This window comes from Ruegeria sp. AB9 (genome assembly GCF_056542585.1).
This window is the reverse complement of the sequence record NZ_JBQGAA010000006.1, coordinates 129,570-148,199: the sequence shown is the minus strand read 5'-3', so window position 1 is coordinate 148,199 and position 18,630 is coordinate 129,570. Positions and strand designations below refer to the sequence as shown.

General features: G+C 52.7%; 12 protein-coding genes. 5 read left to right on the top strand and 7 right to left on the bottom strand.

Features of this window, described 5'->3' with window-relative positions; translation table 11 throughout:
* Positions 1 to 135: 135 nt before the first annotated feature.
* The 4 genes from ACR0K5_RS14580 to ACR0K5_RS14565 all read left to right on the top strand — a co-directional run bounded on the left by ACR0K5_RS14580 (position 136) and on the right by ACR0K5_RS14565 (position 10,480).
* Positions 136 to 828 (top strand): Crp/Fnr family transcriptional regulator, encoded by a 693-nt coding sequence (locus tag ACR0K5_RS14580; protein WP_480630376.1) that lies wholly within the window; start codon positions 136 to 138, stop codon positions 826 to 828.
* A 382-nt stretch (positions 829 to 1,210) separates the two neighbouring features.
* The gene (locus ACR0K5_RS14575) at positions 1,211 to 5,740 is read left to right on the top strand and encodes a glycosyltransferase (RefSeq protein WP_480630375.1); all 4,530 of its coding nucleotides are present in this window, start codon (positions 1,211 to 1,213) and stop codon (positions 5,738 to 5,740) included.
* A complete protein-coding gene (locus tag ACR0K5_RS14570; RefSeq protein WP_480630374.1) occupies positions 5,730 to 7,124 on the top strand; it encodes a class I SAM-dependent methyltransferase in 1,395 nt (464 codons plus the stop codon). Before ACR0K5_RS14575 ends, ACR0K5_RS14570 begins: the two co-directional genes overlap by 11 nt.
* Before the next feature lie 467 nt (positions 7,125 to 7,591).
* Positions 7,592 to 10,480 carry a M10 family metallopeptidase C-terminal domain-containing protein gene (locus ACR0K5_RS14565; RefSeq protein WP_480630373.1) on the top strand — a complete coding sequence of 963 codons (2,889 nt, stop codon included), beginning with the start codon at positions 7,592 to 7,594 and terminating at the stop codon, positions 10,478 to 10,480.
* Between the two features lie 166 nt (positions 10,481 to 10,646).
* Here ACR0K5_RS14565 and queF read toward each other — a convergent pair whose 3' ends face one another.
* Genes queF through queC form a run of 4 tightly spaced genes read right to left on the bottom strand, consistent with a single transcriptional unit; the run spans position 10,647 to position 12,874 of the window.
* Positions 10,647 to 11,108: a preQ(1) synthase gene (gene queF, locus ACR0K5_RS14560; RefSeq protein ID WP_480630372.1), complete on the bottom strand. Its 462-nt coding sequence runs from the start codon at positions 11,106 to 11,108 to the stop codon at positions 10,647 to 10,649.
* A 16-nt stretch (positions 11,109 to 11,124) separates the two neighbouring features.
* A complete protein-coding gene (gene queE, locus ACR0K5_RS14555; protein WP_480630371.1) occupies positions 11,125 to 11,826 on the bottom strand; it encodes a 7-carboxy-7-deazaguanine synthase QueE in 702 nt (233 codons plus the stop codon).
* A complete protein-coding gene (queD, locus tag ACR0K5_RS14550) occupies positions 11,823 to 12,176 on the bottom strand; it encodes a 6-carboxytetrahydropterin synthase QueD (RefSeq protein ID WP_480630370.1) in 354 nt (117 codons plus the stop codon). The genes queE and queD overlap by 4 nt, the downstream gene beginning before the upstream one ends.
* Positions 12,176 to 12,874 (bottom strand): 7-cyano-7-deazaguanine synthase QueC, encoded by a 699-nt coding sequence (gene queC, locus ACR0K5_RS14545; protein WP_480630369.1) that lies wholly within the window; start codon positions 12,872 to 12,874, stop codon positions 12,176 to 12,178. Before queC ends, queD begins: the two co-directional genes overlap by 1 nt.
* Positions 12,875 to 13,127: 253 nt before the next feature.
* Here queC and ACR0K5_RS14540 point away from each other — a divergent pair, with 253 nt between their 5' ends.
* Positions 13,128 to 14,093: a D-cysteine desulfhydrase family protein gene (locus ACR0K5_RS14540; RefSeq protein ID WP_480630368.1), complete on the top strand. Its 966-nt coding sequence runs from the start codon at positions 13,128 to 13,130 to the stop codon at positions 14,091 to 14,093.
* Between the two features lie 85 nt (positions 14,094 to 14,178).
* On the opposite strand, the gene ACR0K5_RS14535 is transcribed toward ACR0K5_RS14540, so the two are convergent.
* The 3 genes from ACR0K5_RS14535 to ACR0K5_RS14525 all read right to left on the bottom strand — a co-directional run bounded on the left by ACR0K5_RS14535 (position 14,179) and on the right by ACR0K5_RS14525 (position 18,617).
* Positions 14,179 to 17,499 carry an ATP-binding protein gene (locus tag ACR0K5_RS14535; protein ID WP_480630367.1) on the bottom strand — a complete coding sequence of 1,107 codons (3,321 nt, stop codon included), beginning with the start codon at positions 17,497 to 17,499 and terminating at the stop codon, positions 14,179 to 14,181.
* A gap of 188 nt (positions 17,500 to 17,687) precedes the next feature.
* On the bottom strand, positions 17,688 to 18,065 hold the full coding sequence (locus ACR0K5_RS14530) for a VOC family protein (protein ID WP_480630366.1): 378 nt from the start codon (positions 18,063 to 18,065) through the stop codon (positions 17,688 to 17,690).
* A gap of 3 nt (positions 18,066 to 18,068) precedes the next feature.
* A complete protein-coding gene (locus ACR0K5_RS14525) occupies positions 18,069 to 18,617 on the bottom strand; it encodes a thioredoxin family protein (protein WP_480630365.1) in 549 nt (182 codons plus the stop codon).
* Positions 18,618 to 18,630 lie beyond the last annotated feature (13 nt).

Here is an 18,630-nt window from a genome sequence, read left to right as displayed (position 1 = left end):
GGCCGCGTGACATGACAATTGTCAAGTTGTGCTCCAAGAAAAAGGCTGGCACAGCCGCGCTGGCTTTGGCATAGCAGGGCATTGGGGATGATTTCCCGGGCGATCGCCCGGAATGGATGAAAAAGGAGTGCCTTCATGTCACACGAGGCACAAAAGGCGATTGCGCGACAGTCTCTGCTTCTGCGAAGCCTGCCGGATCAACACGTGGATACCTTGCTGCGGCAGGCCATTTGGCGGCAATATGACCGTGGCGAGACAATCTTCCTACAAGAGGAAGAAGCCAAGGCCGTCCATGTTGTGCTGGCGGGTTGGGTCAAGCTGTTTCGTATCTCTCCGACAGGAGCCGAGGCCGTCGTGAGCGTCTTTACCCGCGGCGAAAGCTTTGGTGAGGCCGTTGCACTGCGCAATGTGCCATATCCAGTGTCAGCCGAAGCCGTTTCGTCCTGCGAAGTGATGCACATCCCCAGTCCGGTGCTGTTATCACTCATGAAGGAAGACCCGGAAATCGGCGTATCGATTCTGGCGGCCACCTTTACGCACCTGCATTCTCTGGTGGCGCAACTGGAGCAGCTGAAGGCGCAGACAGGGGCACAACGCGTTGCGGAGTTCCTGCTGAACCTGTGCGATTGTGAGTCCGGCCAGTGCGAGGTGGAACTGCCCTACGACAAGATGTTGATCGCCGGACGTCTGGGAATGAAACCTGAAAGCCTGAGCCGGGCTTTTTCGCGGTTGAAACCCATAGGTGTCAAGATCGACAGGAACCACGCCGATATCGCTGACATGGATGTTTTGCGTAACTACGCCGAAAGCGATCCGAGTGAGAAGTGACACCTTGCCGACGGTGAGCGGCAAGATAAGGTTTGCCATTCCATTGAAACTGCAGTTTCGCAGGGTGCATTTGATCGATGGTCTGGTGTAGCTCCGATAGCCGAATCCGCCAAAAACATACTTGATACACTGATGTTGAGCAGGGCCTGGTTAACAGATCCCCAGCCGCGCGGATGCATAAGCGCAAAGGTACCTGTTGTTCCGACAAGACGTTGCTAATTCACTTCGAATCTGATTATTACGCAGCCGTTGCTGCAAGTGGATCTGAGAGCGATAGATCAGTTACCCACCTCAGAAAGTGCAAAGTAAGTCAAAAACGTGTTTTTGGCAGTTAAGTCGAACAAATTTGCAACAATACTAATGGTTGGAGGCATTCAGCAGCGTGACCCAAATCTCTCAAAAAGCTGATGGTCAGAAGGTTCGCATGATCGGTGCAGACATCAACCTGTCACAAGGTTCAAAACAAATCCTAGAATTGTTGTCGGTTCTGAAGGACATGAAGGACAATGGCCGAACCTCGAAACTGGCTTTGGCTGGCTTTAGGGATCACAATGCAGCTGTACTTGTCTGGAACGAAGTTCAGGAACTCGGCCTTCAGGATACAGTCGAGTATTACCCTTATTCCGATGTCTGTCGCAGGTTTCCTTTTCAGAAAAAGGATGCTCAGATCTGGTTCGACAACCAATCGTCCAGCAGCGATTTCCAGGCGTTGAAAGCCTCCATGCGGGACGATTTCGACAGTGATCGAACTGTGCTTTTCGTAACGTATATGCATCCATGGAAGCCTGAAGGAAACTCCAGGCTCATGCGTGATTGGTTGGAGCAGTTTCGTTCTGCCGGATATCGAATTCACCTGTTGTTTTATGCCGGTGACGCCGAGGGTACGGTTACGCCGGAAATGCGGAAAGCAGCGCGTGAATTGTGCGATTTCTACCTAGAAGTCCCAATCAATTCGAATCTGGTCGGCTGGAATCGGAACGGTCAGAACGTTCACGTGGACGATTGGTGTGGCCCTGAGTTGCTGAATGAAGTGTCCGAGCTGACGCGCAGATTTTCGTATGACATTGCATTTGTGAATTATGCGTTCCTGTCTGCCGTGTTCGACAGGGTTGCGGCATATACACACAAAGTTTTGCTGACCCATGACCGGTTTGAGGATCGTAACCGCCACCTGCTGGATCAAGGCTTGTCAGAATCGGCTTGGATGAGCTTGACCAAAGGCGGTGAAGCATTGGCCTGCGAACGTGCGGATTCCGTTATTGCTTTGCAATCCGAGGAAGCGGCCTATTTCAAAGAAATTGTTGACGATCCCGAGAAAGTAGTGGTCGTTTCACCAGTCTTACCGCTTTTCCCAAAGGCCAGAAAACGGCCCGGCGAAAAGCTTCGGATTGGTTACTTTGGATCTCAAAACTGGGTTAACGAAGAGAACCTGGGAGATTTCATGGCCGAATGGGCCAAGCAGCCAGGCTTGTGTGACAACAGCGAATTCATTTTGGCTGGCGGTATCTGCGAGCAGTTGGACAAGTTTATTGACGAGGAAACTCTTAAAAAAGCAAATCCGCATTTGATGGGAAAAGTGCCGGATCTGAACACGTTTTTTGCCGAATGTGATATCGTAATAAACCCCGAACGTGGCGGAACAGGCCTCAAAATCAAAAGCCTGGAGACAATGGCTTATGGTATGCCGTTGCTTAGCACTGCAGCTGGCGCCGTTGGGTTTGGCAGCAATAGTCGGTACCATTCCGCAGAGACCATCGGCGAATTGGCAGAGGTGGTTGCCGAGTTGGCTTTGGATCGATCACTTGTGACCGATGCTGAAAAAGAAAGCAGGGATGTCTATGACGCGTATTCCGCGCGGAACAAAACTGCTGTAGCGAAGTTGATCGGCCCAAGCTCCCAAGAAGCACTTTTCATCCCGCCAAAGCAGGATTGGCCGCCTAAACCTCGTGAGGTCGAGATCCGGTCGACGCCTTACATCGACCAAATCGCTGCGGATTACCATTTCGAGCAGTTCAAAACGGTTGCTGAACGTGTCGACCTCAATGGGAAACGTGTTCTTGAGATTGGCAGCGATTTTCATTTGATCAGTGCACGTCTTTTTCTTGAAAACGGTGCCGAAAGTGTTGTCGCGACAAACATGGTGGATTTGAAAAGCGACGAGCCGCTGCCCGCAGGTTTGACGTTTGAAGTTGGAGACATGGGGCAACTGGATCTGGAAGAAGGCGGGTTCGACCTGATCTATGGTATCGCTATCCTTGAACACATTCCTGATTTTAAAAGTGTGTCAGATGCATGTAAGCGTTTTCTAGCCCCGGACGGTGTCATTTATCTGCAGGGATGCCCAATGTGGGGTGGTTCGATTGGCCACCACGTATGGTTTAACCCCGAAGACAATGACGACGAAATGCGTACCAGATTTGCGGCTGGAGGGTCAAAAAGCGGCAAGGAGATGATGTACAGTTTCTCGGATTCGGAACGTAACCCGATACCGAACTGGGCACATCTTACGCACAGCCCAGAAGAACTTGCGGAGCTGCTCAAGCGTGATGGGATCCCAAACACGCACGCCGACGGTATAGTGAACTATGTCTACAACCTGTCGGGAAATGAAGACGGTTCGTTTTCAAATTTCAAGACAGCAAGCGAGATTGTCGAAGCGTTTCGGTCCAACTTTGACGTGGCGGTGAATTCCTGGGCTTTTGGGGAAGAGCCGAATGAGCATTACCAAAAAGCGCTCGAAAAACACTCCCGGTACGACCTCGATACTATGGGAGGGGAGCTTTGGCTTCGAAAACCTGAAGAGCGTGAACGGATAGAAAACAGCTTTCCTAAGGTTTCGGTGATCGTACCAGTCTTCAATATGGAGGACTACCTTGATGAATGCCTTAGCAGTCTTCAGGAACAAGATTATCCTTCGATTGAAATCATACTTGTTGATGACGCCTCGACTGACGGTTCCGCTGCAATTATTGAACGTGCATCGATAGACGACGACCGTGTCAAGGTGCTTACGAATTCAGAAAATCGTGGCCTGGGCAAAAGCAGAAATGCAGGCGTTGATGGCGCCAGCGGCGAATACATCTTCTTCCTTGATGCCGACGACATTCTTGCCGGCCACTCTGTAATTCGGGACTTGGTCAATACTGCGCGCGCAACAAACAGCGAAGTTGTAACCGGCCGGGCGAACAAGTTCTCCAGTGGGCAGGAAGCTGAACCATACGATTCAGTTTTGGAAAGAGGCTCTGGGGCAGTTATCAGTTCGAAATACTCCGGTACTGGTGCGTTTCGGGCAACCTTTGGGCAGAGAAAATCGGGCTACTTGCCCATGCGCGCCTGGGGGTACTTGTTCAAGGCGGACTTGTTCAAGAACTTCGAACTGGATTTCCCAGTGGGCGCACACGAAGACGTGGGCATTGTTCCAATGCTCTGTTATCTGGCCAACAAGGTACATTATCTGAAACAACCGATTGTAAACTATCGGTATCGGCCGGAGAGTATCTCAAACACTGCTTGGTCTGCCGCAAAGTCGATAGACCTCGTCAATATTTGGAAGCACTTCAAAGAAATGCTGACCCGGTTTGGTTTGGAAGAAGAGATCGGGTTTGCGTCCCTTCTGACAGCTCAACAGGCAACGTTGAAAATCGAAAGTCACTCTGTCTCTCCTGAAGAACTCAGGGAAATCTGTACTTATCTCGGCTGCATCCTGAATGACGCCGAGGTTGTTACGGATCAAGATGTTATTGTGAATGTTGTTCGACACTTAACGGAATTGCTGGAACGGTTTGATCCTTCGGGGAGACTTTTGTTCGACGTGCTTTCCGCGCTGCCAAAGGAAACTCTCAATCAGTATAATCGTGCAATGTTTGGCGAACCCATATCAGAAGACCTGGAAGAAGTAGACCACTCGTCAAATGACCCAATGGTTCGTCTGTTCAATGACAACGAAGCCAAGGCAAATGGACTATTGAACCGGTATCGCGAATGCACTGATGACTCGGCGAAGAACTATCCGTGTATGCTGACCGAAGCTGATAAAGCTGTGTATTATGATGCAGGGCGAACCTATCGTGGGCTGGGAACAATCGTTGACGGCGGCTGTTTTGTCGGGGGCACTACTTATCATCTGGTGCAAGGCCTTAAAGACAATCCGAACTTTAACGATGATGACCCGGCGCTTCGCAAACTGATTAAGGTATACGATCTCTTCCTTATTGATGAAGACTATATCCTTATTGACAAAGACTATGTCTTTATTGGCGAAGGTTATATACTTGAGCACCTGGAACGAAATTTCCCGGGCAAGGAGTTTTCCGTCGGGGGAAGCTTCGAACAAGTATTTCGTGAACAACTGGCGGAAAACGCGCAGTTCCTGGAAGTGTTCCCCGGCGACGTAATGAAGTCCGGCTACACCTTTGAAGAGCCTATCGAAGTGCTTGGAGTCGATTTGTGTAAAGCGCTTCCCGTGACAGATTACGTTGTGAGAACGTTCTTTCCTCGTTTGATACCAGACGGTCTGGTGCTTCAGCAGGATTTCATTCACGAGTTTCATCCGCACATCCATCTCTCGATGATGAAGCTGGATGACTTCTTCAAACTGGAAGCCGAGATGAAGTGGGGAGGCAGCGTCACATTCCGCCTTCTCCGTGAGATTACCCCAAAAGTGATCGAGGAACGCTTCGGACAGGACGAGTCGTGGTATTATGACGCTGAAACCAACGTCAAGCTTCTGGAAGATCTAATTTCGAGGACCTTCTACGACGAAAACCGGTGGATCATGATATTGACGCTGGGATTCTACTACTTGGCAATTGGCGAAAAAGAAAAAGCCAAAGAAACCTACCTGCGCGCGGTTCAAGAATATCCTCAGCTCGAGCCAAGCGAAATTACGACGAGGCTCCTTTATGAAGAATGACATCCGCGACATGCAGTCCCACATTGCAAACGAGGCGTTTGCGCAGCTGCAAGCTGTTTCGGTATCACCCACCGAGGGCGATTACCTGACACGAGATGAGGCCCAGAGCATTGTCGGAGAGACGCTTTTAGCAGTCGAGGACGGCAGCGTTGAGCACAAATATCTGAACGGGCACCGAAAGAGGCTGATCGAGACTCTGACGGTCATCCCCAAGGCGTCTCACGAAAACGCGACTTTTCTAGATGTCGGGTGTTATGGCTATTTCGGATTGTGGGCGATCCGACACCTCGGGTATCGCAAGGTTGTCGGAACGGAAATGCCGTTGGAAAGTGGCGAGATCACGTCCAGCAAGACCCTGGCAATCGGAGAAGACAGTGTTGAAATCGAAGTTTTCCATTTCAACCTGACGGAAGATCAATGGCCAATTGCAGAGAGTTTTGACACCGCAATCTGCTTGGAAGTACTGGAACATGTTGACCATGATCCATCCGGCGTGCTGTGCCGCCTGAGAGACCTAATTAAACCCGATGGGACGCTGGTGTTTTCCGTGCCAAATGGCGTGTCGTACAAAACGCTTGGTGAGTTTATTGCCGGGATGCCACCCTGGACCTATTGGTTCTACAGTCCGGATTTGGCCCATGAGCCCCGGCACTCTTTAGAATATACACCGTTCATGGCGTCTCTTGTCCTGCGCGCGGCAGGGTTCCAAATGACGTCGTTCAGAACAATGGATGCATATGAAGAACGTGAAACTATTACGGATCTTTACCAGATCGGCGAGTTTTTAGGCGTTGACTCAAATATGTTTGGGGAAACGATGATCATGACTGCGTCTAAATCTGAAGGCCAGCCTCCGGTTCGATTTCCCGATGCGATTTACAGCGGCGAAGGTTACTATGAATCAACGTGGCCGATGATCAATAGGTTGCAGCGAGCGAAAACCGTTCAAATTCAATCGAGATTAGAAACCCTGGAAAATGTATCTCAGATCAAGGGTCAGGCTAGCAAAAACCCCCAAGGGCAATTTGATGATCTCAGATTGGCTTTGAAGAAAGCCAGGGCAGATGCGCGTGAGCAAAATTTCCGTGTCGAAGAACTGACCTATTTGCTCAATGCTGCTGAACGTAGACTTGAAGGGACCGTCGAAGAACACCCTGAGCCTGAGCCTGAGCAAAATCAAGGCGTTCTTCTGCTTTATCGACTGCTTTCACCAAAACGAATCCAGATGTTGGCAGAACGGGCGGAACTTCCCGCTGAAAAGAACTGGAGACGTCAGCTTATACGTCATCCTTTCCGCATTTCTGAGTGGAAAGGGCTTAAGCGGTTGCTGCGCAGACTCGAGCGGGGTGAATTCAGAGAAGAAGTTGAACGCTCGTTGAAATAACTTCGATTTTGCTGAAAACAGCAGTTCGCCATATCTGTTTTTCGGATCAGCCACGTGTGCTGGTCCGAATTTCTTATGTAAAAAGTTTTTTGTAGCCACGACAATCTCATGCGGACACGTCCAGAGGGAAAGTTGATGGGCGGCTGATACTTAAGACCCGGATGGTAAGGCACATCGCTTTTCTACGGAATCTGTGTAGCAAATAGAGCACGGTTCCAAACAACCTGACTGCCAAGTTTTCTGCCGGCAAGACTGTGATTGGACACCTGAGCAGGGCAGTGCCACATTCGTTTTACAATTTGACGAGTGCATCGAACGATATCCTTTGAGGTATTGTTTTCTTTCGAAAAATACATGTTGATACAGTTCATCCCTAAGACGAATAATACGGGCTGCTTTGCCACGAACTTGACAAACTTACATGTAAATTGAGCGCTTGTATTAGACATGTCCGCTAAGGCCGCAAAATGACCACTTATATCTCTCCGCCATCTTCCTCCTCCCCCCTTAGTTCTATTCAAGGCACACGTGCCTATGGTGACGGCAACCCGAATACGACAACGACCATCACCTATAATTTTGCACAAAAAGCAGGTACTTATGGGTGGTCCAACGCTTACAAGGCAGATTTCCGAGCTGCGCTTGCGGTCATCGAATCCGTCGCAAACATAAAGTTTGTGGAAACCTTCAACTCCTTTTCAGCTGATCTGGTCGAGTACATCGCACCAAGCTCATATTTCGGGTCCAACTCTACGTTGGGTCATCACGTGGGACCCTGGCTTTACCCTTCAGAAGGCGCGTTCAATATCGATTATTGGAGCGCTACGTCCGGCAATGGCGACCCCGGGGGGTTCTTCTTCACAACAATTCTGCACGAATTGGGACATGCGCTTGGCCTGGGTCATCCGCATGACACGAGCCTAAACACAACGATAATGAATGGAGTGACAAGCCCCTTCTACTCATACGGGACAGGCGACCTGAACCAGGGCATCTTCACAGTGATGTCTTATAATGATGGCTGGACACAACGAGACGGTCATTTGCCTATTAACGCGAATTCCGGTGGCGCGACCGGATTCGGAGCGCTGGACATCGCCGCGCTGCAGGCAATGTATGGTGCGAATACAACCACAAATTCGAGCAATTCTGTTTATTCTCTCGCCGGGTCAAATTCGAAAGGTGTCGGATATCAGTCAATCTGGGACACTGGCGGAGTTGACACGATTCAACATACCGGCAGCAACAACGCCGTGATTGACTTGCGTATCGCAACGTTGGACTACAGCAACTCTGGCGGTGGCAGGGTCTCATATGTGGATGGTGTCAAAGGCGGTTTCACGATTGCGAATGGCGTGGTTATCGAAAACGCTTCTGGAGGGTCAGGCAACGACCTCATCACCGGCAACGCGGCAGCGAACGTTCTGCGCGGCAATGCTGGTAATGATACAATCTACTCAGTCTCGAATGGACAAAACGACAACACCATATATGGCGGGGACAATAACGATGTCATCCACTTGGCGATCGGCACTGGTTCAGACACTGTTTTCGGTGAGGGCGGAAATGACACAGCGTACGTCATAAGGAATTCCGGTTCGTTCTCTGGCGGTTCTGGCTGGGACACTGTGAATTTTTCAAACGCACTAAGCGGTTATCTGGTCTCGGATCTAGGATCGCGGTTTGAGATCTACGATGTCGCAATGGGAGAGACATTCACAATATTCGACGATGTCGAGCACTTTGGTTTCTCTGGCGGTACATCGACGAAATACACTCAATCGCAGCTTACCTCTGCCACCGCGATAGTTGATATTGAGACAACCGGAACCGCACTGCGCCATGCAGAGCAAGGAGTTTACGTCCTCGGCAACCCGGTTTCGAAAATTGCCGTAATCTATAACAACCAGTCAGTTGGGGATAGTTCATTTGGCAATTGGCAAGCTATACATGCCGAAGCCGCAAGTGGTGGTTACAAAATCCTGTGGGAAGGCGCAAATGGCGCGTATACAGAATGGACTGTAAACGCCTTTGGGCGGTACATTTCCCATAGTCGTTTGAGCAACTTTGTGGATCGCGAGGTGTTTTATAACGCCGATCTGAACAACGACGGAACAATCGGGCATCTGACACAAGTTGTTGAATCTGTTGGTTCGGCATCCCTAACTGGATCGACACACGGATATTATGAGATCAACAACAGTGTGAGGGTCAAACTTAACAACGCTGAAGTCGGCCCAGAGAGCATTCCAGGCTGGGACGCTATTCACGCCGAAGCCTCAGGCGGCGACTATCGTGTGCTTTGGAAAAATGCCAGTGGTGAGTTCTCTGACTGGACGCTCGACTCTAACGGCAATTACATCACGCACACCCGGTTGACCGATGTACGGGATGTTGAAGCCTTCTATGGTGTTGACCTGGATAATGACGGTCGTGTCGGACACTTTGTGACCTCGATCGAAACCGCAGGATCCAACACGTTGTCCGAGGCGAGTCAGGGCCATTACCTAATCGACGGAAGTATCCGCATAAACCTCAACGAAGCTGATGTCGGCCCAGGCAGTATTCCGGGCTGGACTGCTGTTCAAGTCGAAGCCACGACCGGCGGCTATCGTGTGCTTTGGAAAAACGCCAATGGCCAGTTCTCGGACTGGACGCTCGACTCTAATGGGAAATACGATTCACACACCCGATTAACCGATGTACGGGATGTCGAAGCGTTTTATGGCGTTGACCTGGATAATGACGGTCGTGTTGGTCACTTCGTCACCTCGATCGAAACCGCAGGATCAAACACGTTGTCCGAGGCGAGTCAGGGTCAGTATCTGATCGATGGAAGTATTGGCATAAGCCTGAACGGTGTGGATGTTGGGCCGCAAAGCTATGCCGCATGGCAAGCCATCCATGTTGAATCGGATGGCACCGGATACAAGGTTCTTTGGCAAGGTCCGGGCCGTACCTACACCGAATGGACAGTGGATGATCAGGGCCGGTATCTATCTCATAGGACTGTCGGCGACGTAATCGATGTGGAAAATTTCTATCAATGGGATATCGATGGCAGCGGAACTGTTGGTTATGCCGAGCCCAAAGTTTCTCAGGCGCCGGGTGCGCAGCAAAAAACCGTCGCAGACGGCGTTTTGGACCTGGATGCAGAGACGGATGTTATCTCGTTCATTCCAAATCTGGGCGAGCATCTGCCCGAATTGGAATTTGATGATCCTGGCATCGTGGAAGCCACTGAACTTGCGTCCAATAGCTTGAAGGCATGGGATGGAGTTCCTGACTACGAAAGCCTGACACTTGAACATTCAGAGCCCTCAACCGTCTTGGAAGACGACGTATTTCTTTTGTAGTGGCTTTACAGCAATGCGCTGGGAACCTGTTCAAAAAACATACGGGTGAGAAAGGCGAAATCGGGAGCAATCATGTCATTGCTCCCGACTGCGAAATCCGAACGAGCAGTCATTGCATTTTGAATGGTTCAGGTTTCGCGGCGTTTCAGACACTGTAACGAAAGAACTAACCGCGCCCACGATAGGGTGGGACGCCCTGATCGGGTATCCAGACACCATCGGGCAGCGGGCCGGTTTGCCAGAACACATCGATCGGAATACCGCCGCGCGGATACCAGTACCCTCCGATGCGCAACCAACGGGGGTTCAGGAACTCCTGCAAACGGCGGGCGATTGAAATTGTGCAGTCTTCGTGGAATGCACCATGATTGCGGAAGGACCCCAGGAACAGTTTCAGGGATTTGCTTTCCACCAACCAATCGCCCGGCACATAATCGATAACCAGATGCGCAAAATCCGGCTGGCCGGTCATCGGGCAGAGAGAGGTGAATTCGGGCGCTGTAAAACGCACGTTGTAATCCACATCAGATTGCGGGTTCTGAACGCGTTCCAGAACCGCTTCATCGGGGTTGGTGGGCAGGACAGTGTCACCGCCCAGTTGAGTAAGATTGCTATAGATGTCGCTCATGTCTGTCTCCTTCTGGTCAGACGCCGCGTTTGTTGCCCCAGACCAGCACATGAAGCTGGGGTAGGATACGAGGGGTATACCAACCGGTACTGAGGGTCTTGTCGATCAACCATTCCAGCCGTCCGGTCGCCTGATGAAGATCGACTGGCAGATCAGGATCGGTCTCGGGGTTGCCGGGTTGCAGATACAAGGGCAGACCGGGATAGCGTGCAGAAACATTTTGCGCCCATTGAAAATCAGCGTCATCAAAGATCACGATTTTCAGCGCGGTCTGCGAGGGCCGCACCATAAGGCACAATTCAAATGCGTCCCAATTCATCACCTCGCCGCTGCTGGGTGGTTTCGGGCTCAGCACCAGCATATCCAGTTCAGAGAACCATGGCTTGGCCACCGACCCCTGGGTTTCGCAGGCAAATGTATAGCCGGCTTCCATTCCGCGTCGGATCAGAGGGGCAAAATCCTGTATGGCCGGATTGCCTCCAGACAGCGACACTGTCAGGGGGCGTCCACCAGACAAACGTTCGACCTCGGCCCAGACAGAGTCTGTGTCCATGGCTCGCCAGTTGTGGCGAAAGGCGCTGTCGACGGCGTGCAGACTGTCACACCACGTACAGCGAAAATCGCAGCCACCTGTGCGGACAAAGACTGTAGGCTGGCCGATCAATGCGCCTTCGCCTTGAACGGTGGGTCCAAAGATTTCGGCAATGCGCAAGGTCATGGGCGGTACTCGGCCCATGTCTTGGGTGTTTCCGACACTTTCACGGCAGCTGTTTCAGGCCAGCGTGCGGCGCACCAATCATAGAAATGGCGCGCCATGTTCTCTGCGGTGGTCACGCAATTCAGAACATCATTCAGGTGCCGATGGTCGAAAGCGTCGTCGATATAGGCTTTGAGCGGTTTCAGCTCATGGTAATCCCGCACAAACCCATCATTGTTCAGATCGGTTGATGCCAGTTCAACCAAGACAATGTAATTATGCCCATGCAGCCGTGCACATTGGTGATCGTCAGGCAGGTGAGTCAATTGGTGCGAGGCCGAGAAGTGGAATTCCTTGGTAATTCGGTACATCAGCCCTGCTTCCTTTCCACAGCCTGGCGCCAGAAATCGGGATCTTCGTATGCGGTAGGGTCGTTGACTCCAGCCAGATCAAACGCCTCGCGCCGCTCGACACAGGTACCGCAGCGCCCGCAATGCAGGTCGCCGCCTTTGTAGCAGGACCAGGTCTCGGCAAAAGGTGTCTTCACCCGTTCCCCTTCGGCAACGATGTCGGACTTGGAGCGATGCACGAAAGGAACATGCAGCAAGATATCCGCGTATCCGTCCAACGCCGCCCGTTGCATGGAATCGAAGGCGTCAGTGAATCCAGGGCGGCAATCGGGATAGATGAAGTGATCACCCCCGTGTACGGCTGTCGCCACCGCATCATCGCCATTCGCCGCTGCGATGCCATAAGCAATGGCCAGCATGATTGCGTTGCGGTTGGGAACTACGGTGACCTTCATGGTCTCTTCTTCGTAATGCCCATCTGGCACGTCCAGATCGTCGGTCAGAGCAGACCCGGTTAACGACGCCCCCACCGAGCGCAGGTCGATCACATGATGCCGTACGCCTAGCCGTTCGGAACATTTGGCTGCAAAGTCCAGCTCTTTGGTATGGCGCTGGCCGTAGTCGAATGAGATCAGCCGTGACAGGTTGCCTTCGGCCGCCAATACATGGGCCAAAGACACAGAATCCAGTCCGCCGGAGCAGACTAAAGCAGTTTTCATTTTTTCAGTCCTTGTTTTGTTAGCCGGGTAGGCTGCGACCGGCGGGGCGCACCGATAGGCCTGATTGTTTCCAAGCGCAATGTCTTTCCAACCTGTGTGCGGTAAATTGCGCGCGACCAGCCTTTGCGCGCTGGTGGTAACCTCTCTATCCTCACCAATAGTGCCACCCTTCGGCACGGGTCGCGGGCATGAATATGAGGGCACTGAAAAAATGATAGACGAGGCGCTTTCAGACTTTCCCCGCGCGAGGCTGATGACATCGGTCACTCCGGTTGAACGGCTCGAGCGCCTGTCTGATCAACTGGGGCTGGATCTGTGGATCAAGCGCGACGACTTGACCGGGCTGAGCTTCGGAGGGAACAAAACCCGTCAGCTCGAATTTTATATGGGTGAGGCGCTACAGCAGGGGGCGGACACCATCCTGATCACAGGTGCTGTCCAATCCAATTTTGTACGCACGGCGGCCGCGGCGGCGGCAAAACTGGGCATGTCCTCCATCCTTCAATTGGAAGAACGTGTGGCGGGTATGGGAGAATACTACCATCAATCCGGTAATGTTCTTCTGGCGCAGCTTCTAGGCGCTGAGCACATGAGTTACCCCATGGGCGAGGACGAGGCCGGCGCCGATAACGCTCTTCACGAACGCGCCGATCAACTGGCTGCTGAGGGGCGAAAACCATATGTGATCCATCTGGGCATCGATCATCCTCCTTTGGGGGCATTGGGTTATGTGGTGGGGGCGGCTGAATTGCATGCGCAGATGAGCGATTTTGACGTAGCTGTGGTGCCATCCGGCAGCGGGTCAACTCATGGCGGGTTCCTGACCGGATTGCGTCTGGTCGGGCAATATGCACCAGTCTATGGCATATGCGTTCGCCGTGATCGGAACCAGCAGCATATGCGTTTGCAAAAGGTCTTGGGACGGCTGGCAAACATGATGGGTTTCGACCCTGCTTTGGTCATGGAAGACGTCCACACTTGGGACGGCGCCCTGGCACCTGGATATGGACGGATTGGGCGATCAACCCGCGAGGCACTGACCCTGATGGCGTGCGCCGAAGGCATCTTTCTTGACCCTGTTTATTCTGCCAAAACCTTTGCTGGGCTTCTTGGGTTGCTTGAACAAGGCGTCATCCGCAAAGGCCAGAAAGTTGTCCTGCTGCACACGGGCGGACAACCGGCGTTGTTCGGGTATCAAGACGAGTTGCAATCGAGTTGAAGTTGGGGCGCATCGCACGTCCGTATCTTCAGGAAGAGTGGACAGATAGAGGGCTATTGGCCTCCGGACAGGCCAGGAAAGGCTACTACGGTACTTTTGCCTGATTGAGCAGCGACATGGCCTGCGCGACATCGCGGGTTTGCGCGCCACCGACAATCGCATCCAGAATTTCCCCAAGATTCAGTGCCGAGGCCGGAGTACAGCCAAAGCGGCCGCAGGTTTGCACGTAATTCACGGCAGTTCGCAGCTCGAACATCCTTGCCTGTTGTCCGCGCGCGGTTTTCAGGGCGTCAGCGAACAGATCCTCAGCAGGTTTGTCCGTTGACCGCACCAACGCCTGTATCCGATCTGTTTCCGCTTGGGCCCACCCTTCATTGGTCAGTAGCTGCTGTTCACGTGCTTCATCCAGCAGGCGCTGTGCCGCCTCCGGTTCGTTCGTCTTCAGTGACGCTTCGGCAAGGGCTGTCAGAAACACCGGCTTGTAGTTTCCTGCTCCGCTGGCCCACCAGGCTTCAGAAGCCTCGCGCATTGCACGGATTGCATCAGGGCCAGGCGCAATCTGCGCGTCTGCCCAGCAACGCCAGACATTCGCCGTCAATATCATGAACGGGAAGGTATGTTTGGTCGCCAATTCTTGAAGACGGGCAACAACGTCGTAAACCTTTTCAGGTTCACGCCGCAACAGGTGCAGCATGCACAGATACGTCAGGGTCTGAGCCAGACTATGTGCATGATTCAGTTCCTCTGCTGCCGAGATTGCCTGATGCTGAATCTCAAGTGCGCGATCCGGTTCCCCGCGCAACCAGACCGTTATGCTTAAAAAGCACGATGTAATGGCGGCATGATCCGTTCCATAGACATAGGCAAGACGGCTGTGCTGCTGAGGATCATACAAGTGCAACGCCTGCCGTAGATGATCGTAGGCGGCTTCTTGGTGACCGATATGCAACAAGACGGCGCCCATGGCCCGGTGAGCAATCATAGTGTGGTGCGTTTCTTCGGTCAGCGTGGACAGTTCCAACAGTTGTGCCGCGACGTCTTTGGCAAGGTCGTATTCGCCGCGGACCAGATGATATGCATAGAGGCCATTCAGCACAGGGAACAATTGCTCGGTTTCGCCCAACCGATTGCACAGATCCCGAATCCGGGCATATACAGCCCCCGTTTCGTCGGCCGCGATGCCCGCTGTCGAGCGAAGAACGCCAGCCCGCAAAGTTTGGATTTTGGTTTCCTTGCGGTCGCGGTCAACCGAGTCATCCTGCTGTTCCAACAACGCAACAGCACGGCCCAACTGGGTGGACGCTTCAATCCCGGCCGAGCGTTCAACGGCACGCTGACCGGCCAGATACCACTGATCGATCGCTTCATCAGGCATATCTGCCATCGTGTAATGATGAGCCAGAATTTCAGGACCTGTAGAATTGTCATGCGGTGACAAACTGTTAAGCGCTTCGACCACACGCGCATGAAGCGTTCGCCTCTCGCGTTTCAGCAGACTGTTATAAGCGGTGTCCCGAATAAGCGCGTGGCGGTAGCTGAATGTTTCCTCAGGCTCTGAATCCGAGACAATCACGATTCCGGCCTCCACCAACAAGTCCAGACCGGAACGCAACGCACGTTCATCAAAACGGGAAACGCTTGCTATCATCGGATAAGAGAATTGTGGACCAATGACAGCGCCGATCTGTGCCACTTCCTTGGCCGAGCTTAATCGGTCTAGGCGGGCCATCAGGGCATCGTGCAGTGTTTTGGGCACAGTAGGCGATGGATTGGACCGGTCCATCGTATAGGTATCGGCGCGTTCTGTCAGAAGATCGGATTCCAACAGATCCTTCGTCACCTCTTCCACGTAGAGCGGAACGCCGTTGGATCTGGCGGCGATCAGATGATAAACTTCGTCCGGGACGGTTTTGCCTTTGGCGACACCGTTCACGATCTCTTTGACCTGTGCGAAGTCCAGTTGCTGGAGCGCGACGTGCATTAAGTTGGATGCGCGTTCCCAGCCCGGTTCAAAACCTGAGCGAAAACTCATCACAATCAACAAAGGCACGTCCCCGATCCGGTCCACAAGCCGGTCTAGCAGTGTCTTTGTCGATGGGTCGATCCAGTGTGCATCTTCAAACAGCAAGAGGATCGGGGTTTCCCGTGCTGATTCAATCATATGATTGACCAGCATTTCCAGTGTTTGCTTCATTATCTGCTCAGACGTCAGATCCAGCGGGCCAAGCCTGTCCTCATACGGGACCGACAAAAGCGTCGCTGCCAGTTTCAATGCAAGCTCAGAAGGATCACCGAGGAGTTTGGAGATCTTGTTCAGTTTTTCACCAGCACTGTCATTGGCCCGCAGTTCCGCCGCGGTCTCCATTTGGCGAATAACCGGGTACAGTACGCTCGCATCATGGAAGGGCGAACACTGAAATCGAAGCTGTCGGTGTTTTGCGTCCGGGATGGTACGGCGAAGCTCTTCGATCAGCCTGGACTTTCCTATACCCGCCTCACCCGAGACCAGCACCACCTGACCATGGCCCCGGCGGGCCAGCGTCCACTTGCTTTGAAGGGTTTCGTGCTCCAACGCCCGCCCGACCAGAGAATTCATCCGGACATCATCTGCCGCAAGGAAGCGGCTGAAAGTCTGCCGGGTGCCGGTGACCTGCCAAGCTTCAACCTCTTTCGCAAATCCTTTCAATTGAAAGGTTCCGCGGCGGACATATTCGAACGCTTCGCCTGCCAGTTTCTGCGTCGTCGGTGCGACAATCATAGTGCCTGGATCAGCCATCGATTGGAGCCGCGCGGCAAGGTTCGGGGTTTCGCCCATGGCCGTGCCATCTTCGAACATCTTCTCTCCGCGCAGGTCACCGACAACAACCAGGCCAGTCGCGATCCCAATGCGGACTTCAAGATGTGCGTGCGAGCGGATTTCCGGAATTTCGCGAACAATTCGAAGGCCTGCATGAATGGCGCGTTCCGGGTCATCTTCATGCGCATGCGGAAACCCGAAAAACACCATGATACCGTCGCCATAGTAACTGGCGATATGACCGTCAAAAGCGGCAACCGCAGCGGCGCAGGTTTCTTTGAACAGCCTCAGAACCTCGGCCAGATCTTCAGGGTCCAGCTTCTGCGATATGGCCGTCGATCCAACAAGGTCGATGAACATGACCGTCAGTTGTCTGCGTTCAGCAACGATGTTGGGTTCCTGAACCGTGCGAAGCGATCCTGCGCGCCCTCCGGTTTCTTCCCGTATGGCTTTCAGAAAACGGCGCCTGGGTCCAAGGGGCAAGCCAATGGTGACCAGGTCGTCGTCACTCAGCTCTGTCAGATCACCCAGTTCGATCTCGTGCCGAGAAAAGGCATCGACATACTTGGACAAGCCGTGCCTGATTAGCCATTCCTTTACTTCAGCCATTTGACCCCAAAGCATGTCAGCGGTGATGCGATGTCACGCATTCCCCATTTTCCTTGGTCGACCTGACCACCCCGAGCGTAGTGCGGGAAAACACAATGCTATCAAGGACGACCCGGTAACTCCGGTCAAGTCTTCAAATCGAGGACCAACTGTTTTCTCACCTGAAACGGTTTCGGAGACTTTCGAATTTATTCATCAGACGGAAAATCGATGTGGATATGATTTCCGTCAGGATCCCAGACATTCAACTGAACTATGTTGACCGCCGTCAGATCCACGCGACGATAGGAAATATCCCTTGTTCTGAGGTGTGCTTCGAACTGATCCAATCCGTTTGCTGAAAAGGCGAAATGTTCGAGCTTCAGTTCGGTCTCCGATCCCGTGGCTTCGGCCTCCACTCCAACAAGATGTACGTAGGCGCATTCACCGATATAGAGCCAGGCTCCGGGAAAGGGGAAGGGCGGGCGTGAGCCGACCCGCATCCCCAGCACGTTGTCATACCATTCGATCATTTCGTCCAAACGTGTGGTGCGCAGATTGACATGGTCCAATGAAGCGATCCCCATGACCTAGCCTCGTGTCCATTTGATCGAACATCCCATTGACGGAATCTGATCCTGGGGGCCTTGCCCGGTCTCAGCGATTTGCAGCATCGCATTGACCAATTCGGGTTCGCGCTCGCGTGTCTGGCCGCGGCTCAGATTATCCAGGCGGCCACGGTACTGCAGCCTTCCATCCGCGTTCAATCCAAAAAAATCGGGAGTGCAAACAGCACCGTAAGCCTTTCCCACTGACTGATCTTCGTCCACGAGATAGGGAAAGTTGAACCCGTTATTCTTCGCAAATTCCAACATCTTCGACGGAGTATCTTCTGCATAGTCACGAAAGTCATTCGACATGACCGCCAGCACCCCGATCCCTTTCGACATCAGCAGGTCTGTGTCCCGTGCAAGCCGGTCAGTGATCGTTTTGACATAGGGGCAGTGGTTGCAGATGAAGGCGATCAGCAATCCTGATTGCAGGTGATCGGACATGGTGAAAGACTGACCGTTCGGGTCCTTGAGCGTGAAATCCGGGGCCTGCCAGTCGAAATCGCAGATAGGAGTGTCGAGCAGCATGAAAAACCTTGTG

Coding starts and splice junctions, on each gene's coding strand:
- ACR0K5_RS14530 (WP_480630366.1), bottom strand. CDS start 18,065: ATGGGGATCGCTTCATTGGACCATGTCAATCTGCGCACCACACGTTTG.
- ACR0K5_RS14570 (WP_480630374.1), top strand. CDS start 5,730: ATGAAGAATGACATCCGCGACATGCAGTCCCACATTGCAAACGAGGCG.
- queC (WP_480630369.1), bottom strand. CDS start 12,874: ATGAAAACTGCTTTAGTCTGCTCCGGCGGACTGGATTCTGTGTCTTTG.
- ACR0K5_RS14580 (WP_480630376.1), top strand. CDS start 136: ATGTCACACGAGGCACAAAAGGCGATTGCGCGACAGTCTCTGCTTCTG.
- ACR0K5_RS14565 (WP_480630373.1), top strand. CDS start 7,592: ATGACCACTTATATCTCTCCGCCATCTTCCTCCTCCCCCCTTAGTTCT.
- queE (WP_480630371.1), bottom strand. CDS start 11,826: ATGACCTTGCGCATTGCCGAAATCTTTGGACCCACCGTTCAAGGCGAA.
- ACR0K5_RS14535 (WP_480630367.1), bottom strand. CDS start 17,499: ATGGCTGAAGTAAAGGAATGGCTAATCAGGCACGGCTTGTCCAAGTAT.
- queF (WP_480630372.1), bottom strand. CDS start 11,108: ATGAGCGACATCTATAGCAATCTTACTCAACTGGGCGGTGACACTGTC.
- queD (WP_480630370.1), bottom strand. CDS start 12,176: ATGTACCGAATTACCAAGGAATTCCACTTCTCGGCCTCGCACCAATTG.
- ACR0K5_RS14540 (WP_480630368.1), top strand. CDS start 13,128: ATGACATCGGTCACTCCGGTTGAACGGCTCGAGCGCCTGTCTGATCAA.
- ACR0K5_RS14525 (WP_480630365.1), bottom strand. CDS start 18,617: ATGCTGCTCGACACTCCTATCTGCGATTTCGACTGGCAGGCCCCGGAT.